The sequence below is a fragment of the Pseudonocardia halophobica genome (assembly GCF_050948485.1).
Taxonomy (GTDB): Bacteria; Actinomycetota; Actinomycetes; order Mycobacteriales; family Pseudonocardiaceae; genus Pseudonocardia; species Pseudonocardia halophobica.
The window spans coordinates 39,575-53,434 of the sequence record NZ_CP192046.1 but is presented as its reverse complement, the minus strand read 5'-3'; the positions used below and the strand labels follow the sequence as shown (position 1 = coordinate 53,434).

Annotated in this window: 15 protein-coding genes; 10 read left to right on the top strand and 5 right to left on the bottom strand. The window is 75.4% G+C overall.

The features are described from left to right. Positions 1-87: 87 nt before the first annotated feature. From pknB to ACQP04_RS00245, 4 genes are all read left to right on the top strand, one after another. Entirely contained in the window at positions 88-2,019 is a 1,932-nt protein-coding gene (pknB, locus tag ACQP04_RS00260) for a Stk1 family PASTA domain-containing Ser/Thr kinase (RefSeq protein WP_433505094.1), read from the top strand. Beyond that, a complete protein-coding gene (locus tag ACQP04_RS00255) occupies positions 2,019-2,660 on the top strand; it encodes an aminodeoxychorismate/anthranilate synthase component II (protein WP_433505093.1) in 642 nt (213 codons plus the stop codon). Before pknB ends, ACQP04_RS00255 begins: the two co-directional genes overlap by 1 nt. Positions 2,661-2,825: 165 nt before the next feature. Further along, positions 2,826-3,086, top strand: coding sequence for a cell division protein CrgA (gene crgA / locus ACQP04_RS00250; RefSeq protein WP_433505092.1), 261 nt, complete (start codon positions 2,826-2,828; stop codon positions 3,084-3,086). Positions 3,087-3,214: 128 nt separating this feature from the next. Beyond that, positions 3,215-3,649 (top strand): PH domain-containing protein, encoded by a 435-nt coding sequence (locus tag ACQP04_RS00245; protein WP_433505091.1) that lies wholly within the window; start codon positions 3,215-3,217, stop codon positions 3,647-3,649. Positions 3,650-3,924: 275 nt separating this feature from the next. Here the strand turns inward: ACQP04_RS00245 and ACQP04_RS00240 are convergent, their stop codons facing one another. Both ACQP04_RS00240 and ACQP04_RS00235 read right to left on the bottom strand, forming a co-directional pair. Then, positions 3,925-4,797, bottom strand: coding sequence for a rhomboid family intramembrane serine protease (locus ACQP04_RS00240; protein ID WP_433505090.1), 873 nt, complete (start codon positions 4,795-4,797; stop codon positions 3,925-3,927). A 7-nt stretch (positions 4,798-4,804) separates the two neighbouring features. Beyond that, positions 4,805-5,344 carry a peptidylprolyl isomerase gene (locus tag ACQP04_RS00235; RefSeq protein WP_358208605.1) on the bottom strand — a complete coding sequence of 180 codons (540 nt, stop codon included), beginning with the start codon at positions 5,342-5,344 and terminating at the stop codon, positions 4,805-4,807. Positions 5,345-5,397: 53 nt separating this feature from the next. Here ACQP04_RS00235 and ACQP04_RS00230 point away from each other — a divergent pair, with 53 nt between their 5' ends. Then, positions 5,398-5,889, top strand: a complete 492-nt coding sequence (locus tag ACQP04_RS00230; protein WP_433505089.1) for a hypothetical protein — start codon at positions 5,398-5,400, stop codon at positions 5,887-5,889. On the opposite strand, the gene ACQP04_RS00225 is transcribed toward ACQP04_RS00230, so the two are convergent. After that, the gene (locus ACQP04_RS00225; protein WP_433505088.1) at positions 5,880-6,995 is read right to left on the bottom strand and encodes an alpha/beta hydrolase family protein; all 1,116 of its coding nucleotides are present in this window, start codon (positions 6,993-6,995) and stop codon (positions 5,880-5,882) included. The two genes, ACQP04_RS00230 and ACQP04_RS00225, sit on opposite strands and share 10 nt — an antisense overlap. Before the next feature lie 261 nt (positions 6,996-7,256). Between ACQP04_RS00225 and ACQP04_RS00220 the strand changes: the two genes are divergently transcribed. After that, positions 7,257-7,838: a hypothetical protein gene (locus tag ACQP04_RS00220; RefSeq protein WP_433505087.1), complete on the top strand. Its 582-nt coding sequence runs from the start codon at positions 7,257-7,259 to the stop codon at positions 7,836-7,838. Positions 7,839-7,953: 115 nt separating this feature from the next. Here the strand turns inward: ACQP04_RS00220 and ACQP04_RS00215 are convergent, their stop codons facing one another. Together ACQP04_RS00215 and ACQP04_RS00210 are read right to left on the bottom strand one after the other, a co-directional pair. Continuing rightward, positions 7,954-8,601, bottom strand: a complete 648-nt coding sequence (locus ACQP04_RS00215; RefSeq protein WP_433508510.1) for a metal-dependent transcriptional regulator — start codon at positions 8,599-8,601, stop codon at positions 7,954-7,956. Positions 8,602-8,687: 86 nt separating this feature from the next. Continuing rightward, complete coding sequence (locus ACQP04_RS00210) at positions 8,688-9,173, bottom strand: DUF4188 domain-containing protein (protein ID WP_433505086.1); 486 nt, start codon at positions 9,171-9,173, stop codon at positions 8,688-8,690. A 164-nt stretch (positions 9,174-9,337) separates the two neighbouring features. Here ACQP04_RS00210 and ACQP04_RS00205 point away from each other — a divergent pair, with 164 nt between their 5' ends. The 4 genes from ACQP04_RS00205 (at position 9,338) to ACQP04_RS00190 (ending at position 13,855) form a co-directional block, all read left to right on the top strand. Then, positions 9,338-12,526: an ATP-binding protein gene (locus ACQP04_RS00205; RefSeq protein WP_433505085.1), complete on the top strand. Its 3,189-nt coding sequence runs from the start codon at positions 9,338-9,340 to the stop codon at positions 12,524-12,526. 128 nt (positions 12,527-12,654) lie between these two features. Continuing rightward, complete coding sequence (locus ACQP04_RS00200) at positions 12,655-12,855, top strand: heavy-metal-associated domain-containing protein (RefSeq protein WP_379563101.1); 201 nt, start codon at positions 12,655-12,657, stop codon at positions 12,853-12,855. A gap of 42 nt (positions 12,856-12,897) precedes the next feature. Further along, positions 12,898-13,320: a hypothetical protein gene (locus ACQP04_RS00195; RefSeq protein ID WP_433505084.1), complete on the top strand. Its 423-nt coding sequence runs from the start codon at positions 12,898-12,900 to the stop codon at positions 13,318-13,320. 64 nt (positions 13,321-13,384) lie between these two features. Then, complete coding sequence (locus tag ACQP04_RS00190) at positions 13,385-13,855, top strand: DUF6010 family protein (protein WP_433505083.1); 471 nt, start codon at positions 13,385-13,387, stop codon at positions 13,853-13,855. Positions 13,856-13,860: the final 5 nt, after the last annotated feature.

Sequence of the window (13,860 nt, the reverse complement as noted above, 5' to 3'; positions counted from 1 at the left end):
CGCACGCCCGGGGTGGCCGGGGACCGCGGGCCCACCCGGGCCGGGCATGATGAGTCCCGCCCCCGACCCCCTCAGGAACCGGACCCGATGACGACCCCCAAGCTGCTCTCCGAGCGCTACCAGCTGGGCGACACGCTCGGCTACGGCGGCATGTCCGAGGTCCATCGCGGGATGGACACGCGACTGAGCCGGGACGTCGCCATCAAGGTGCTGCGCGCCGACCTGGCGCGCGACCCCCAGTTCCAGTTGCGGTTCCGCCGCGAGGCCCAGAACGCGGCCGCGCTGAACCACCCCGCGATCGTCGCGGTGTACGACACCGGCGAGACACAGACCGAGTTCGGCCCGCTGCCGTACATCGTCATGGAGTTCGTCGACGGCCAGACGCTGCGGGAGATCGTCAAGACCACCGGGCCGCTGTCCCAGCAGCGGGTCATCGAGGTCATGGCGGACGTCTGCGCGGCCCTCGACTTCAGCCACCGGCACAACATCATCCACCGGGACGTCAAGCCCGCGAACATCATGATCACCCGCAACGGCGCGGTGAAGGTGATGGACTTCGGCATCGCCCGCGCCCTGGGCGAGGGCCAGAACGTCACGCAGACCGCGGCCGTCATCGGCACCGCGCAGTACCTCTCCCCGGAGCAGGCGCGGGGCGAGCAGGTCGACGCGCGGTCGGACGTCTATGCCGCCGGCTGCGTGCTGTTCGAGCTGCTCACGGGTGAGCCGCCGTTCACCGGCGACACGCCGGTCGCGGTCGCCTACCAGCACGTGCGGGAGGACCCCCGGCGCCCGTCGGACGTCAACCCGCAGATCCCGCCGTCGCTCGACGCGGTGGTGCTCAAGGCGCTGTCGAAGAACCCGGCCAACCGGTACCAGTCGGCCGCCGAGATGCGCACGGACCTCATCCGGGTGCGCAACGGCCAGCAGCCGCTCGCGCCGATGGTGATGAGCGAGGACGAGCGCACCGCGCTGCTCGCCGAGCACACCGCCGCCACCCGGCGGATCTCCGGCGGCGGCCGGCACGCCCCGCCGCCGCCCCCGCAGGCCTGGGAGGACGAGGAGCCCCCGCGGCGCACCGGCCGGACGGTGGCGATCGTCGTCGCGGTGGTCGCCGCGCTCGGCCTGATCGGCTTCTTCGCCTACCAGGTGCTGGGCGGGCCGGCGCAGCCCGACCAGGTCGCCGTGCCCAACGTCGTCGGCCAGGATCCCGACGCGGCGCGCACCGCCGTCGTCAACGCCGGACTGCTCGTGGACCTGAAGCAGGAGCCGTCGGAGGTGGCGCAGGCCAACAAGGTCACGCGCACGGACCCGGGGTCCAACGTGCAGGTCGCCGAGCGCAGCCGCGTCACGATCTACGTGGGCACCGGGCCCGCGTCGGCCACCGTGCCGGCGCTCACCGGCAAGACCCCGGACGAGGCCGCCTCGCTGCTCGAGCAGCGGGGACTCAAGCTGGGCGAGCAGAGGACGCAGGAGACCTCGGACTCGAGCCTCGTCGGCACGATCATCTCGTCGACGCCGGCGGCCGGGGTCGACGCGCCGGGCGGCAGCGCCGTGGCCGTCGTGGTCGGCACGAAGCAGACCACGGTCGCGGTGCCGGACGTCAGCGGCCAGAGCGAGGACCAGGCCAAGTCGACCCTGGCGAACTCCGGGTTCAGCTCCGTGCAGACGCAGAACGTCGACGGCGGCGGCCAGGAGGGCACCGTGGTGGGCACCAACCCGGCGGCCGGCACCCGGGTCGCGCCGGGCACCACCATCACGCTGCAGATCTCGCGCGGCAACCAGGTGCAGATGCCCAACGTCGTCGGCCAGTCCGTGAACGACGCGGTCGACCAGCTGCGCTCGGCCGGCATCCGGAACTACCAGCTGCAGGCCACGCAGGTGAACGACTCGTCGCAGAACAACCGGGTGGTCCAGACCGACCCGTCGGCCGGGCGGTCCGTCGACCCGGACGACACGGTCACGCTGGTGGTCGGCCAGTCGTCCAACGGCGGCGGCGGGTTCTTCGGAGGCGGGAACTGATGCGCGTCCTGGTCGTCGACAACTACGACAGCTTCGTCTACAACCTCGTCCAGTACCTGGCACAGCTCGGCGTCGAGCCGGTCGTCCTGCGCAACGACGAGCTGTCCGCCGGGCTCGACGAGCTCGGCGAGGTGGGCGCGGTCCTCGTCAGCCCCGGCCCCGGTACCCCCGAGGAGGCCGGCCGGAGCATCGACGTCATCAAGGCCGCCGGGGACCGCAACCTCCCGCTGCTCGGGGTGTGCCTCGGCCACCAGGCCATCGGTGTGGCGTGGGGCGGCGTGGTGGAGCGGGCGCCGGAGCTGCTGCACGGCAAGACCTCGCAGGTCTTCCACGACGGCGTCGGCGTGCTGCGCGGGCTGCCCGAGCCCTTCACCGCCACCCGGTACCACTCGCTGTCGATCCGGCCGGACACGCTGCCGGTCGAGCTCGAGGTCACCGGGCGCACCGAGTCCGGCCTGATCATGGCGGTGCGGCACAAGGACCTGCCGATCGAGGGCGTCCAGTTCCACCCGGAGTCCGTGCTCACCGAGGGCGGGCACCGGCTGCTGGCCAACTGGCTCGCCGGCGCCGGGTTCGAGGTGCCGGAGGAGCTCGTGCGCCGGCTCGGCGACGAGGTCGCCGCCCTCACCGCCCAGGTCTGACCGCCCCGGATCCGCGGCACCCCGCCCGATCCGGGGTGTTCGTGCTGATCGCGGGGCTCTCGTCCGGCCCGCGCCGCTCGCGTGTCCGATACGGTGGTCGCGAGCGGTGCGCGCGACCGGCGTGCACCACCCCGCACCACCGCAGAAAGCTCCACGAGGTCCCCGATGCCGAAGTCCAAGGTCCGCAAGAAGGCCGTCTACACGCCGCCGGCGAACGACCGGAAGCCGGTCAAGATCAAGGGCCCCACCCATCCCGCGTACGTCGCCATCATGCTGGGCGTCGGGTTGCTCGGGCTGGCCTGGCTGATCACCGACTACCTGGCCCGGGACGCGATCCCCTTCATGCAGGCGCTGGGCGGCGCGAACTTCCTCGTGGGCTTCGGGTTGATCGTCATCGCGCTGCTCATGTCGATGCGCTGGCGCTAGTCGATCAAGTAGTCACGCTGCGTGATCCTGGCCATATATGTTCGGGCGAGGCGCTGACCAGTAGGAACTACAAGTGTGTGATTCATCCCCACTGTGGACAAGCCCTGTGGACAACTTTCACAGCTACCATGCGTGAACACCAGTGGGCCCCCGCTCCCGGGCTCGTCGTGCTCGCCTGGGTCCTCACCGCGGCCGCCCTCGGCTGGCTCGCGGTCCTGCTGCTGGGGCACGCCGACCCTGCCGGGCGGCTGATCGCCGGCGTCGCCGCGCTCGGGCTCGGGTACGCCGCGCTGGTCGGCACCGTCGCCCGGCCCCGGCTCGCCCTGCACCGGCACGGCCTCGAGGTGCGCAGCCTCACCCGCACGCGGTCCGTCGACTGGCCCGCGGTGCAGCGGGTGCGCGTGCTGCGGACGCGGCGCTTCGGCCGCGAGGCCAGCCTGCTGGAGCTGGACCTGCTGGCGGGTGGCGAGGAGCGGCTCGTCGTCCTGGGCCGGCTGGACCTGGGCGCGGACCCCGAGGACGTCGCCGAGGTCGTGCGGCCGTACCTCCCCAGCCGCTCCTGATCACCCTGACGGCCCAGTGATCCTCACCCTCTGCCGAGCGCCGGCGGCCCGGTGTGCCACCTCCGGAGGCTCGCCCCGGCGGTCGCGCCCTTCCTAGGCTCGACCTGCCGACGAGGAAAGGGAGATCGCCATGATCGCCAGGACGCCGATGCGTGGGACCGACGGCTGCTCCACCGGCTGCGGGTGCAGCAAGCCGGAGTGAGTCCGGTGGCCGGGGACCGACGATGCTCCCCGGCCCACCCCGAATGCTCCCCGGCCCACCCCGATCGCGCGGGTCAGACGAAGGCGACCGCGGCGGCCCGCCCGGCGATGACGGTCAGCACCGCGACCGTGAGCACCACGAGCGCGCCGGTCTGGAGCAGGGTGCGGTTGCGCACCGGCGGCACGTGCACCAGCGCGGCCGCGGCGGCGGCGCCGAGCACCAGCCCGCCCAGGTGACCGACCAGTGAGATCCCCGGGATGACCACGCTCAGCACGAGGTTCACCACGACGAGGCCGACGACCTGGCCCGTGGGGACCCGCAGCCGCCGGGCCACCACGAACAGCGCGCCCATCAGCCCGAATACGGCGCCCGAGGCGCCGGCCACGAGCGATCCGGGCGCGGAGAAGAGCATCACGGCGGCCGCGCCGCCGAGCAGCGCCACCAGGTAGACCGCGAGGAAGCGCACCCGGCCCAGCACGGGTTCCAGCTCCCGCCCGATGATCCACAGCGCCATCATGTTGAACACGAGGTGCAGCGGCCCGTAGTGCAGGAAGCCGGCCGTCAGCGGCCGCCACCAGTCGCCGGCGGCCACCAGCCCCGGCACGAGCACCCACTCGCGGAAGAGCGGCGCGGCGTCGTTGGAGCCGATGCTCTGCGCCTGGGCCACGGTGAGCACGAACAGCGCGACGTTGAGCGCCACGAGCACGGGCACCACGACCGGGCGGCCGCCCGGCTCGGCGCCCGCCACCGTCCTTCCCCGCCGGACACCCCGGCCGGCCTGGTACACGCAGTCGACGCACTGCTGGCCGACCGCGGCGTCGCGCAGGCACTCCGGGCAGGCCGGCCGCCCGCAGCGCGTGCACCGCAGGCCCGTCGGGCGGTCCGGGTGCCGGGCGCAGGCCGGCAGCGCGGCCGTCGGGTCCGGCGGTCCGGCGGGGTACGTCACCCGGCTCCTACTCGACGTCGATGTGCTGGATCACGACGTCCGTGAGCGGCCGGTCCGCCCGGTCGGTCGAGGTGGTCGCGATCGCGTCGACGACGGCGCGGGACTCGGCGTCGGCCACCTCGCCGAAGATGGTGTGCCGGCGGTTGAGGTGCGGCGTCGGGCCCACGGTGATGAAGAACTGCGAGCCGTTGGTGCCGGGGCCCGCGTTCGCCATCGCCAGCAGGTACGGGCGGTCGAACTTGAGCTCGGGGTGGAACTCGTCCCCGAACTGGTAGCCGGGGCCGCCGCGGCCGGTGCCGGTCGGGTCGCCGCCCTGGATCATGAAGCCGCTGATCACGCGGTGGAAGACCGAGCCGTCGTAGAACGGCCCGCTGTCGCCGCCGGCGGCGTTCGGCTGCGAGTACTCCTTCTTGCCGGTCGCGAGGCCGACGAAGTTCTCCACCGTCTTGGGCGCGTGGTCCGGGAAGAGGATGATCCGGATGTCGCCCTCGGACGTCCGCAGCGTCGCGGTCTGCTTCGAGTTGCCTGGTGCAGTCACGTCGTCCATCGTGCCAGGGTCGGTGGGGCACGCCACCCCGGCACACCACGAGCGGAGGCCCCATGAACGCCCCCAGCATCCCCACCGGTACGCGCGAGGCGCTCGGCCGCGCCCGCGACCAGGCGGGTGCCGCCCTGTCGTCGTCCTTGTCCTCGCTGGGCGGGACGGTGGAGGAGCTCGCCCACGAGGTCGCCGGGAAGGTGGAGGAGAACCTCCCGGTGCTGGCCGAGCGGGCCGGCCGGCTCGCCGGTCAGGCCGAGGCGGTCGCCGGCGCCGCCGCTGCGACGGCCCTCGAGAAGCTCGACGAGGGCGTGCTCACCGCGCGCCGCGAGCTGGCCGCCCGCATCGACCCCGGGACCCCGTCGCCGCGCCGCTGGTGGTGGATCGGCGCGGGCCTGCTGCTCACGGCCCTGTCGATCGCCGGCTGGCTCGTGCTGTCCCGGCGCCCGCAGCCCGTCGAGCAGGTCACCGAACCGCCGGCCACGAACCCGCCCGGGGACGTCGACCTCGACGCCGGGTCGCCCGCCGCGGCGGCCCGCAACGGTCACTCCTGAGGGAGCACCTCCGTGAGGAACCCCGTGACCGCGCGCTCGTAGCGTTCGGGATCGGCGTTCCAGGCGGCGGTGTGCTCCACGCCGCCGACCTCGACGTACCGGATCGGCCAGCCCAGGTCGCGCCCGGCCGCGGCGAGCGCGCGGCTGGGCCCGACCGGCACGGCCGTGTCCGGCGTGCTGTGCACGAGGAGCGTCGGCGGCCGGCGCGCGGGCGGGTTCCGCAGCAGGTCGAAGTCGTCGAAGTCGATGCCGATCCGCCGGCGGGTGACCGCCGTGGCGACCGGGATCAGCTGCGGCGGGAGCAGCCGGTTGCGGGCCTGCCGGCGCAGCGTCGCGCGCCAGTCGACCAGCGGCGCGTCCCACACCACGGCGTCGACGAGCTCGGCGGCGGGCGAGCGGTCGAGGAACGCCCCTCCGATCGCGGCCCCCATCGACCAGCCGACGAGCACGATCCGCCGTGCCCCGCGGCCCTGCGCGTACCGGACCGCGGCCTCCAGGTCCTCCCACTCGGTGTCGCCGAGGTGGAAGCGCCCGTCCGGGCTGGGTGGGGCGTCGTCGTCGTTGCGGTAGCTGATCACCAGGGTCGGCAGGCCGAGCCGGTGCAGCACCGGCAGGATCCGCAGCGCCTCGCGCCGCCGCCCGCCGCGGCCGTGCACGGCGACCGCCCAGACGTCCCGCGCGGCGGGCACCTCCCACGCCGGGGCCGGGCCGAGCGGTGTCGCGACCTGCACCTCGGTGAAGGCCAGACCGCGCGCCCCGGGGTCCGGGTCGAACGGCCCGGCGTCGACGACGGCGGGCCCCTCCGGCGGGACCGGACCGGACAGCAGCCGCCTCCGCACGCCGTGCCGGTCGTCGGAGAGCACCCGGCCGACCACCGCGAGGCCCTCCGTCCAGCGCAGGCCCCACACCCCGGGCTGCCGGACGAGCCGGCTGCCGGCGAGCGTCACCGCGTCCGTGTCGGCGCGCAGCACCCGCTCGGGATAGGCGACGACCCGCGAGGGATCGAGCAGCACGTCGGCGTAGTGCCGGCCGACGCCGACCGCGCCGGCACCCACCAGTCCCAGGCCCGTGCCGACGCCGGCGGCGAGCAGTCCGCGAACACCCACGCGTCCGATCATCCCGAGTGGCCCGCGCCCGCGTCGAGGTGCCTCCGCGCGGGCCGGGACCGAGATGGTCGCAGCGTCAAGCACCGCCGCGCCCCCGACGCGGTGAAACGCGTGTGACCTGCGTCTTTGTCTCCACCGCATCGGGTGAAGCGGGGCCGGAGGGCACAACCAGGTAACGACGGCGTCGTTGGCCCCGCAGATCCACACGCGAGTTGACCGATGTTCGACATCCGGTTCCCCCGATCGGAAGGACCCCCAGTCATGAGCAGTCTCGCCAGGCGCACGCTCGCCACGACGGCCACCGTCGCCGGTGTCGCCGCCCTCGGCGCCGCCTTCGCGGGTCAGGCGTTCGCCGCCGACCTCCCGTCGCTGCCCGCGGCGCCCGAGCTGCCGACGGAGGCCCCGGCCGCCCCGGCCGAGGCCCCGGCGCTGGAGGCCCCGGCCGCCCCGGCCGCCCCCGAGCTGCCGACGGACTTCGAGTCCTTCTCGGTGCCGGGCGTCGCGAACCTCGAGACCCCGAACGTGTCCTTCGAGAGCGCCGGCAACAGCTCCACCGCCGACATCCCGGCGGCCTCGCACGAGGCGGCGCACGAGGCCCCGGCCCTGCCGGCGCTCCCGGACGCCGTCGCGAGCCACCTGCCGACCACGGGCGGCGAGCTCGCCACCCCGCAGGCGACGCTGCCGCTGGCCGGCCCGGAGCTGCCGGCCGCGCCGGCCGCGCCGGAGCTTCCGGCCCTGCCGTCGACCGCGGACCAGGACCTGGACACCCAGGACGTCGCGCTGCCCACCAGTGACCTGGCGGCCCCGAACGTCGCCCAGCAGATCGCTTCCCTCGCGGGCTGAGCGTCCGCTCCCCACGGTGCCCGGACCCCGAACCGGGCGCACCCATTCCGACGCGCCGGCCGGCCCCTCCCCAGGGCCGCCGGCGCGTCGGCTCTCGTCGCGAGGACCGGGCCGGCTAGCGGACGACGCGGCCGTGGATCAGTCCGGTGAGCAGCGGCGCGAGCGCGACCCGCTCCCCGGACACCCGCACCCACCGGGGCCCGCCGTAGGGATCCTGCTCCTCGACCTCGACGATGACGCCCGGCCGCAGCCCGCGCTCGCCGAGGTAGCGCAGGGCGTCGCTGCGCCGGTCCGACACCCGCTCGATCTCGAAGCGGCACCCCTCCGGCGCGACGGCGAGTGGCTGGCCCCAGCTCTCGTCGTGCCGCCCGGCCGCGCCCGGGATGGGATCGCCGTGCGGGTCGTGCGTGGGGTGGCCCAGTGCCGCGTCGATCCGGGCCTCCAGCCGGTCGCTCAGCGCGTGCTCGAGCTGCTCGGCCTCCTCGTGGACCTCGTCCCAGGGCATCTCCAGCGCCTTGACCAGGAAGGTCTCGAGCAGCCGGTGCCGCCGGACGACCCGCAGCGCGGCCCGCTCGCCGGCCGCGGTGAGGGTGAGGGTGCGGCCCCGCCGGACCAGCTCGCCGTCGGCCAGCCGTTTGACCATGGCCGACACCGACGGCGAGGACACCTGCAGCTCCTTCGCGAGCGCGCCGGTGGTGACGGCCTCCCCGCGCGTGGACAGCAGGAAGATCGTCTTGAGGTAGTCCTCGACGGCGGGTGTCATGGTCCCCACGCGACGATGTTAGCCGCGCCTGACCTCGCCCGGAGCGCACGTTCGGGCCCATCCGGCGGCGCCTCCGGTCGGACCGGTCAGGCCACGGTCCGGTCGGCCTCGATCCGCTGCCGCGCCGCGTCGGTCCGGCCCGTCACCGGGACGCGACCGGTCGCCTTCGCCAGCCCCAGCTCGGACGTGCCGACGTAGACGCTCTCCGCCTGCGCCACCCGGTACGTCTCGTGCCACACCCCGACCACGCCCGGTGCCTTCCGGGCCCGCCGGTTGAACGCGGCCCACGCCGGCCGGTGGGTCGCCGTGCGGTCGCTCGCGTAGGCGTAGAGCTTGTCGACCGAGCTCCAGTACTGCACCACGGTCGGTCCGCCGGCGCCGAGCAGCGCCCGGAACCCCAGCAGCCCCGAGTCCGGGTCGGTCGAGAGCTCCCGCAGCATCGGGCCCATGGCCAGCAGCGTCGGGAGCCACTGGTCGACCCGCCACCAGCGGTTGATCGTCATGCCGATCAGGAAGACCACCAGCTCGCCCTCGTGCTCGTGGGTCGTCCGCCGGCCGTCGGTCCGCGCCATCCCGCACCTCCTCAGATAGCAGATAGCGTCGCTCTCCAATAATGGAGAGTGATAGTATCCGTGTCAAGGTGTGAGGCGCGACGCTCGCGCCGGAGAGCCGTCACGTGATTGGTTGACGCCGTGCGCTCCGAGCTGACGGGCCCGCGCCGGGGGCGGCGGACCGGGTGATCGAGGTACGACTGCTCGGCCCGGTCTCGGTCGTGGTCGACGGGAGCGAGCGCGACGTGGGCCGCAGCAGCGAGCGGGCCCTGCTGGCCCTGCTGGCGCTGCGGGCCGGCACCGTCGTGTCGACCGCCCGGCTGATCGACGACCTGTGGGGTGAGGAGCTCCCGGACGACCCGGCCAACGCGCTGCAGACCCGGGTCTCGAAGCTGCGCCGGGCACTCGCGGCGGCAGGCGCCGCCGGCGTCGTGGTGACCCGCTCCCTGGGCTACGTGCTCGATCTCGAGCCCGCCCGGGTCGACGCGCTCCGAGCGGCCGAGCTGGTTGAGCAGGCCCGCCGCGCCGACCCGGACCGGGCGGAGGCGCTCCACACCGAGGCGCTCGGGCTGTGGCGCGGCGAACCCTTCGCGGAGTTCCCCGGCGAGGGCTGGGCGGGTCCCGAGCAGGCCCGGCTGGCGGAGCTACGGCTCACGGCGGTCGAGGAGCGTGCCCGCCTACGACTGGCGGTCGGCCGGGACGCCGAGGTCCTCGCCGAGGTGGAGCCGCTGGTGGCCGCTCACCCACTGCGGGAGCGGCTGCGCGCGCACCAGATGACCGCCCTGTACCGCGCGGGACGGCAGGCCGAGGCGCTGGCGGTGTACGCCGACCTGCGGCGCGCGCTGGCCGACGAGCTCGGGCTCGATCCGTCCCCCGAGCTGGAGGCGGTGCACGAGGCGGTGCTGCGCCGGCATCCGGACCTCGACCCGCCGGCCGTCGCCCGGCCCCGTCCCCACGCGCCGCTGCCCGCGCGGCTGACCGCCGTGCTGGGGCGCGGCGAGGAGCTGGAGCGGGTGGCGCAGCTGTGCCGGGACCGGCGGCTGGTCACGCTGACCGGCCCGGGCGGGGCGGGGAAGACGACGCTGGCCACCGAGGCCGCGCGCACCGTGTATGACGGCTTCCCCGACGGCGTCGTGCTGGTGGAGCTGGCCGGGGTGGAGGACCCGGCGCGGGTTCCGGCCGCGGTCGTCGACGCGTTGGGGCTGGCCGGCGACGCCGCCGTCGATCCGGCGGAACGGCTGGTCGGGGCGCTGCGCGGCAGCCGCCTGCTGCTCGTGGTCGACAACTGCGAGCACGTCGTGGACGCCTGCGCGGCGCTGGTGCAACGCCTGCTGGCGGGGTGCCCGTCGGTGCACGTGCTGGCCAGCAGCCGGGAGGCGCTGGCGGTGCCCGGCGAGGTGCAGCTCCCGGTGCGTCCGCTGCCGGTGCCGCCGGCCGGCGCGGCCCCGGACGAGCTGGCCGCGAACGACGCGGTCCGGCTGTTCGCCGAGCGGGCGTGGGCGGCCCGTCCCGACTTCGTCCTGGACGACTCGACGCTCGGGCCGGTCGCCGAGATCTGCCGCCGGCTCGACGGGCTGCCGTTGGCGCTCGAGCTCGCCGCGGCCCGGGTCGCCGTGCTGCCCGTGGACCGGATCGCCGAGCGCCTGTCGGACCGCTTCGCGCTGCTCACCGCCGGTCCGCGCACGGCGGCCGCGCGGCACCGGACGCTGCAGGCGACGCTCGACTGGAGCCACACCCTGCTCGACGACGAGGAGCGGGTCCTGTTCCGGCGCCTCGCCGTCTTCCGCGGCAGCTGGACGCTGGAGGAGGCGGAGGCAGCCTGCGCGGGCGACCCGCTGCCGGCGGGGGCGGTGCTCGACGTGCTCGGCCGGCTGGTCGCCCGGTCGCTGGTCGTCGACGCCCACGGCGGCGACGGCCGCTTCCGGATGCTGGAGACCGTGCGCGCCTACGCCGCGCGCCGGCTCGACGAGGCCGGCGAGCGGCCCGTGTTCGCCCGTCGACACGCCGAGGCGGTGCTCGCGGTGGCCGAGGCCGCCGCACCGCGGCTGCGGGGCCGCGACCAGCACATCGCGCTCGCGCGGCTGCGGGCCGAGCGCGACAACGTCGACGCGGCGCTGGCCTGGGCGCTCGACCACGTCGCCGACGCCCCGGACGTCGCCCTGCGGCTGGTGGGGGCGCTCGGCTGGTGGTGGTACTTCGGCCGCCACGACGAGGGCCGGCGGGTCGTCGACGCAGTGCTCGGTGCAGCCGAAGGGGTGGTGGTCGGCTCGCCCGCGGCGCGCGCGGTGGCCCACCAGGCGGCATCGCTCGTGTGGCGCCCGGGCGCGTGCGTGGTGCACCCGGGTGCGCGGTGCGCGCAGGAGGCGGCGGTGAGCCTGGCCGCCGCCGAGGAGGCGGGCGCGGTCGGGCCCGCGACCTACGCGCGGATCCTGCTGGCCGTCGAGGGCGTGACCGGGACCGATCCGGCCGGCGCCGAGGAGCTGCTGACCGCGGCCGAGCAGGCCCTGCACCGGGCCGGGGACGAGTGGGGGCTCGCCCTGACCACCTTCGTCCGTGCCGAGATCGGGTTCCGGACCGGATCCGTCCCGCTCGCCGAGGCCGAGCGGCTCGCCGTCCGGGCGGCGGACGGTTTCGCGGGCCTCGGTGACCGCTGGGGCCACTCCGCGGTGCTGGGCCACCACGGCACCGCGGTGCGCCTGTCCGGGCGTCCCGCCGAGGCCGTGCCGCTGATCGAGCGGTCGGCCCGGCTCGCCACCGAGCTCGGGCTCCTGCTGACCCTGCAGTGGATGCAGGCCGAGCTGGCCTACTGCGCCCTGCTCCTCGGCGACCGCGACCGCGCCCTGGAGCGGTGCGCGGAGGCCGAGGACACGGCGCGGCGGCTCGGCGCGGGCCCGGGCGCGGACTTCGCGGCGCTGGTCCGCGGCATCGACGCCCGCCGCCGCGGCGACCTCGCCGGCGCCCGGTCCGTGCTCACCGCGGCCGTCGACCACCTCGCGGCCGCCGGCATCGGCGGGCTCGCGGCTGCGCTGGCCGTTCAGCTGGGGCACGTGCTCGAGCTGTCCGGCGAGCTCGCCGCCGCGGAGCGCACCCACCACCGGGCGCTCGAGCTCGGCGGCGCCGCCGCACGACCCGCCGCCCTCGAGGGGCTGGCCTGCGTCGCGGTCGCCCGGGGCGACGCCGCCCGTGCCGCCCGGCTGCTCGGAGCGTCCGCGGCCGACCGGGACCGGACCGCGCACCCGGCCGATGCCGTCGAGCAGGAGGACGCGGACCGCGCCCGGTCCGGCGCGCGCACGGCGCTCGGTGAGCAGGCCTTCGCCGAGGCCCTCGCCGACGGGCGCCGCACGAGCCCCGACCCGCTGAGCTGCGGCGACTGACCCGACCGCGGGACCTGTCCCGACCTGACCGGCCCGGACAGCGCGGGGACAGCGGCCGGACAGCGGCCCCGCCGACCCTTCTCCCAGGCGTCCGAACCGCGGACGCGACCGGAGGAGGGATCGTCGCCGTGGGAGTACTCGAGCTGCGGGTGCCGGACATGACCTGCGAGCACTGCGTCCGCGCCGTCTCCGCCGGGGTCGGCGACGTCGCCGGTGTCACCGCCGTCGAGGTCGACCTGCCCGCCCGGACCGTGCGCGTGTCCGGTGCCGCCGCCCCGGAGCGGGTGCGCGCCGCCGTCGCCCGCGCCGGGCACCGCTGCGCGCCCTGACCGCGCCCGCCCTCCACCGCCTTTCGACATCGGGAGACCCTCGTGAAGACGCTGCTCCGCCCCACCACCCCGACCGGCCACTTCGTCCGCCACTACCTGGAGATGGTCGTGGCGATGATCGTCGGCATGGTCGCCCTCGGCCCGTTGTGGTCCCTCGCCGGCGACGCCCTCGGCTGGACCCCGGTGCTCCACGCCACCGAGCCGGCGGTCCTGATCATGGCCACGAACATGTCCGTCGCGATGTGCGCGTGGATGCGGTTCCGCGGCCACGGGTGGCGGGCGACCCTCGAGATGGCCGCCTCGATGTACCTGCCGTTCCTCGTGCTGTTCCCGCCGCTGTGGGCCGGCCTGATCTCCGCGGACACCGTCATGGTCGGCGGTCACGTGCTGATGCTGCCCGCGATGGCCGCGGCGATGCTGCTCCGTCGCGCGGAGTACACCGGCCACTGCCCGGCGCGGTCCTGACCCTTCCCCTTCCCTCGCCGCCGGGCGCGTCACGCCCGGCCGCCACTCCCGAAAGGAACCGATCATGGTGGTCGAACTGCTCGTCGAGGGTGCCGTCGGCGGCGCCTTGTGGTCGCTCGTCGGCATCGCCCTGTCCCGCTACGTCCGCGACGTCGCCGGCCGTATCCTGCTCGCCGCCGTGCTGATCGCCGCGGCCGTGTTCTACGTCGTGTTCGCCGCCCAGGGCGACGCCGGCGGCGCCTGGCTGGCCGCCGAGGTCGTCGGGATCCTGGTCTACGGCGGAATGGCCGTGCTCGGCGTCCGGCGCTCGCCGTACTGGCTCGCCGCGGCCTGGGCGCTGCACCCGGTGTGGGACATCGTGCTGCACAACATCGGTCCGGGCCGGGCCTTCGCGCCCGAGCCGTACACGATCGCCTGCCTGAGCTGGGACCTCGTGGTGGCCGCGGCCATCGCGGTGGCCTACGGCACGGGCTTCGTCGGCGGCCGTCGCACGCGCCCCGCACCCGCCGATGCGGTGGCGGTCGGCGCGGGCTGATCCCA

What these genes read in the sequence shown, in the direction of transcription:
- pknB (WP_433505094.1), top strand. Translation starts at nt 88, where the DNA reads ATGACGACCCCCAAGCTGCTCTCCGAGCGCTACCAGCTGGGCGACACG.
- ACQP04_RS00255 (WP_433505093.1), top strand. Translation starts at nt 2,019, where the DNA reads ATGCGCGTCCTGGTCGTCGACAACTACGACAGCTTCGTCTACAACCTC.
- crgA (WP_433505092.1), top strand. Translation starts at nt 2,826, where the DNA reads ATGCCGAAGTCCAAGGTCCGCAAGAAGGCCGTCTACACGCCGCCGGCG.
- ACQP04_RS00245 (WP_433505091.1), top strand. Translation starts at nt 3,215, where the DNA reads ATGCGTGAACACCAGTGGGCCCCCGCTCCCGGGCTCGTCGTGCTCGCC.
- ACQP04_RS00235 (WP_358208605.1), bottom strand. Translation starts at nt 5,344, where the DNA reads ATGGACGACGTGACTGCACCAGGCAACTCGAAGCAGACCGCGACGCTG.
- ACQP04_RS00230 (WP_433505089.1), top strand. Translation starts at nt 5,398, where the DNA reads ATGAACGCCCCCAGCATCCCCACCGGTACGCGCGAGGCGCTCGGCCGC.
- ACQP04_RS00220 (WP_433505087.1), top strand. Translation starts at nt 7,257, where the DNA reads ATGAGCAGTCTCGCCAGGCGCACGCTCGCCACGACGGCCACCGTCGCC.
- ACQP04_RS00215 (WP_433508510.1), bottom strand. Translation starts at nt 8,601, where the DNA reads ATGACACCCGCCGTCGAGGACTACCTCAAGACGATCTTCCTGCTGTCC.
- ACQP04_RS00210 (WP_433505086.1), bottom strand. Translation starts at nt 9,173, where the DNA reads ATGGCGCGGACCGACGGCCGGCGGACGACCCACGAGCACGAGGGCGAG.
- ACQP04_RS00190 (WP_433505083.1), top strand. Translation starts at nt 13,385, where the DNA reads ATGGTGGTCGAACTGCTCGTCGAGGGTGCCGTCGGCGGCGCCTTGTGG.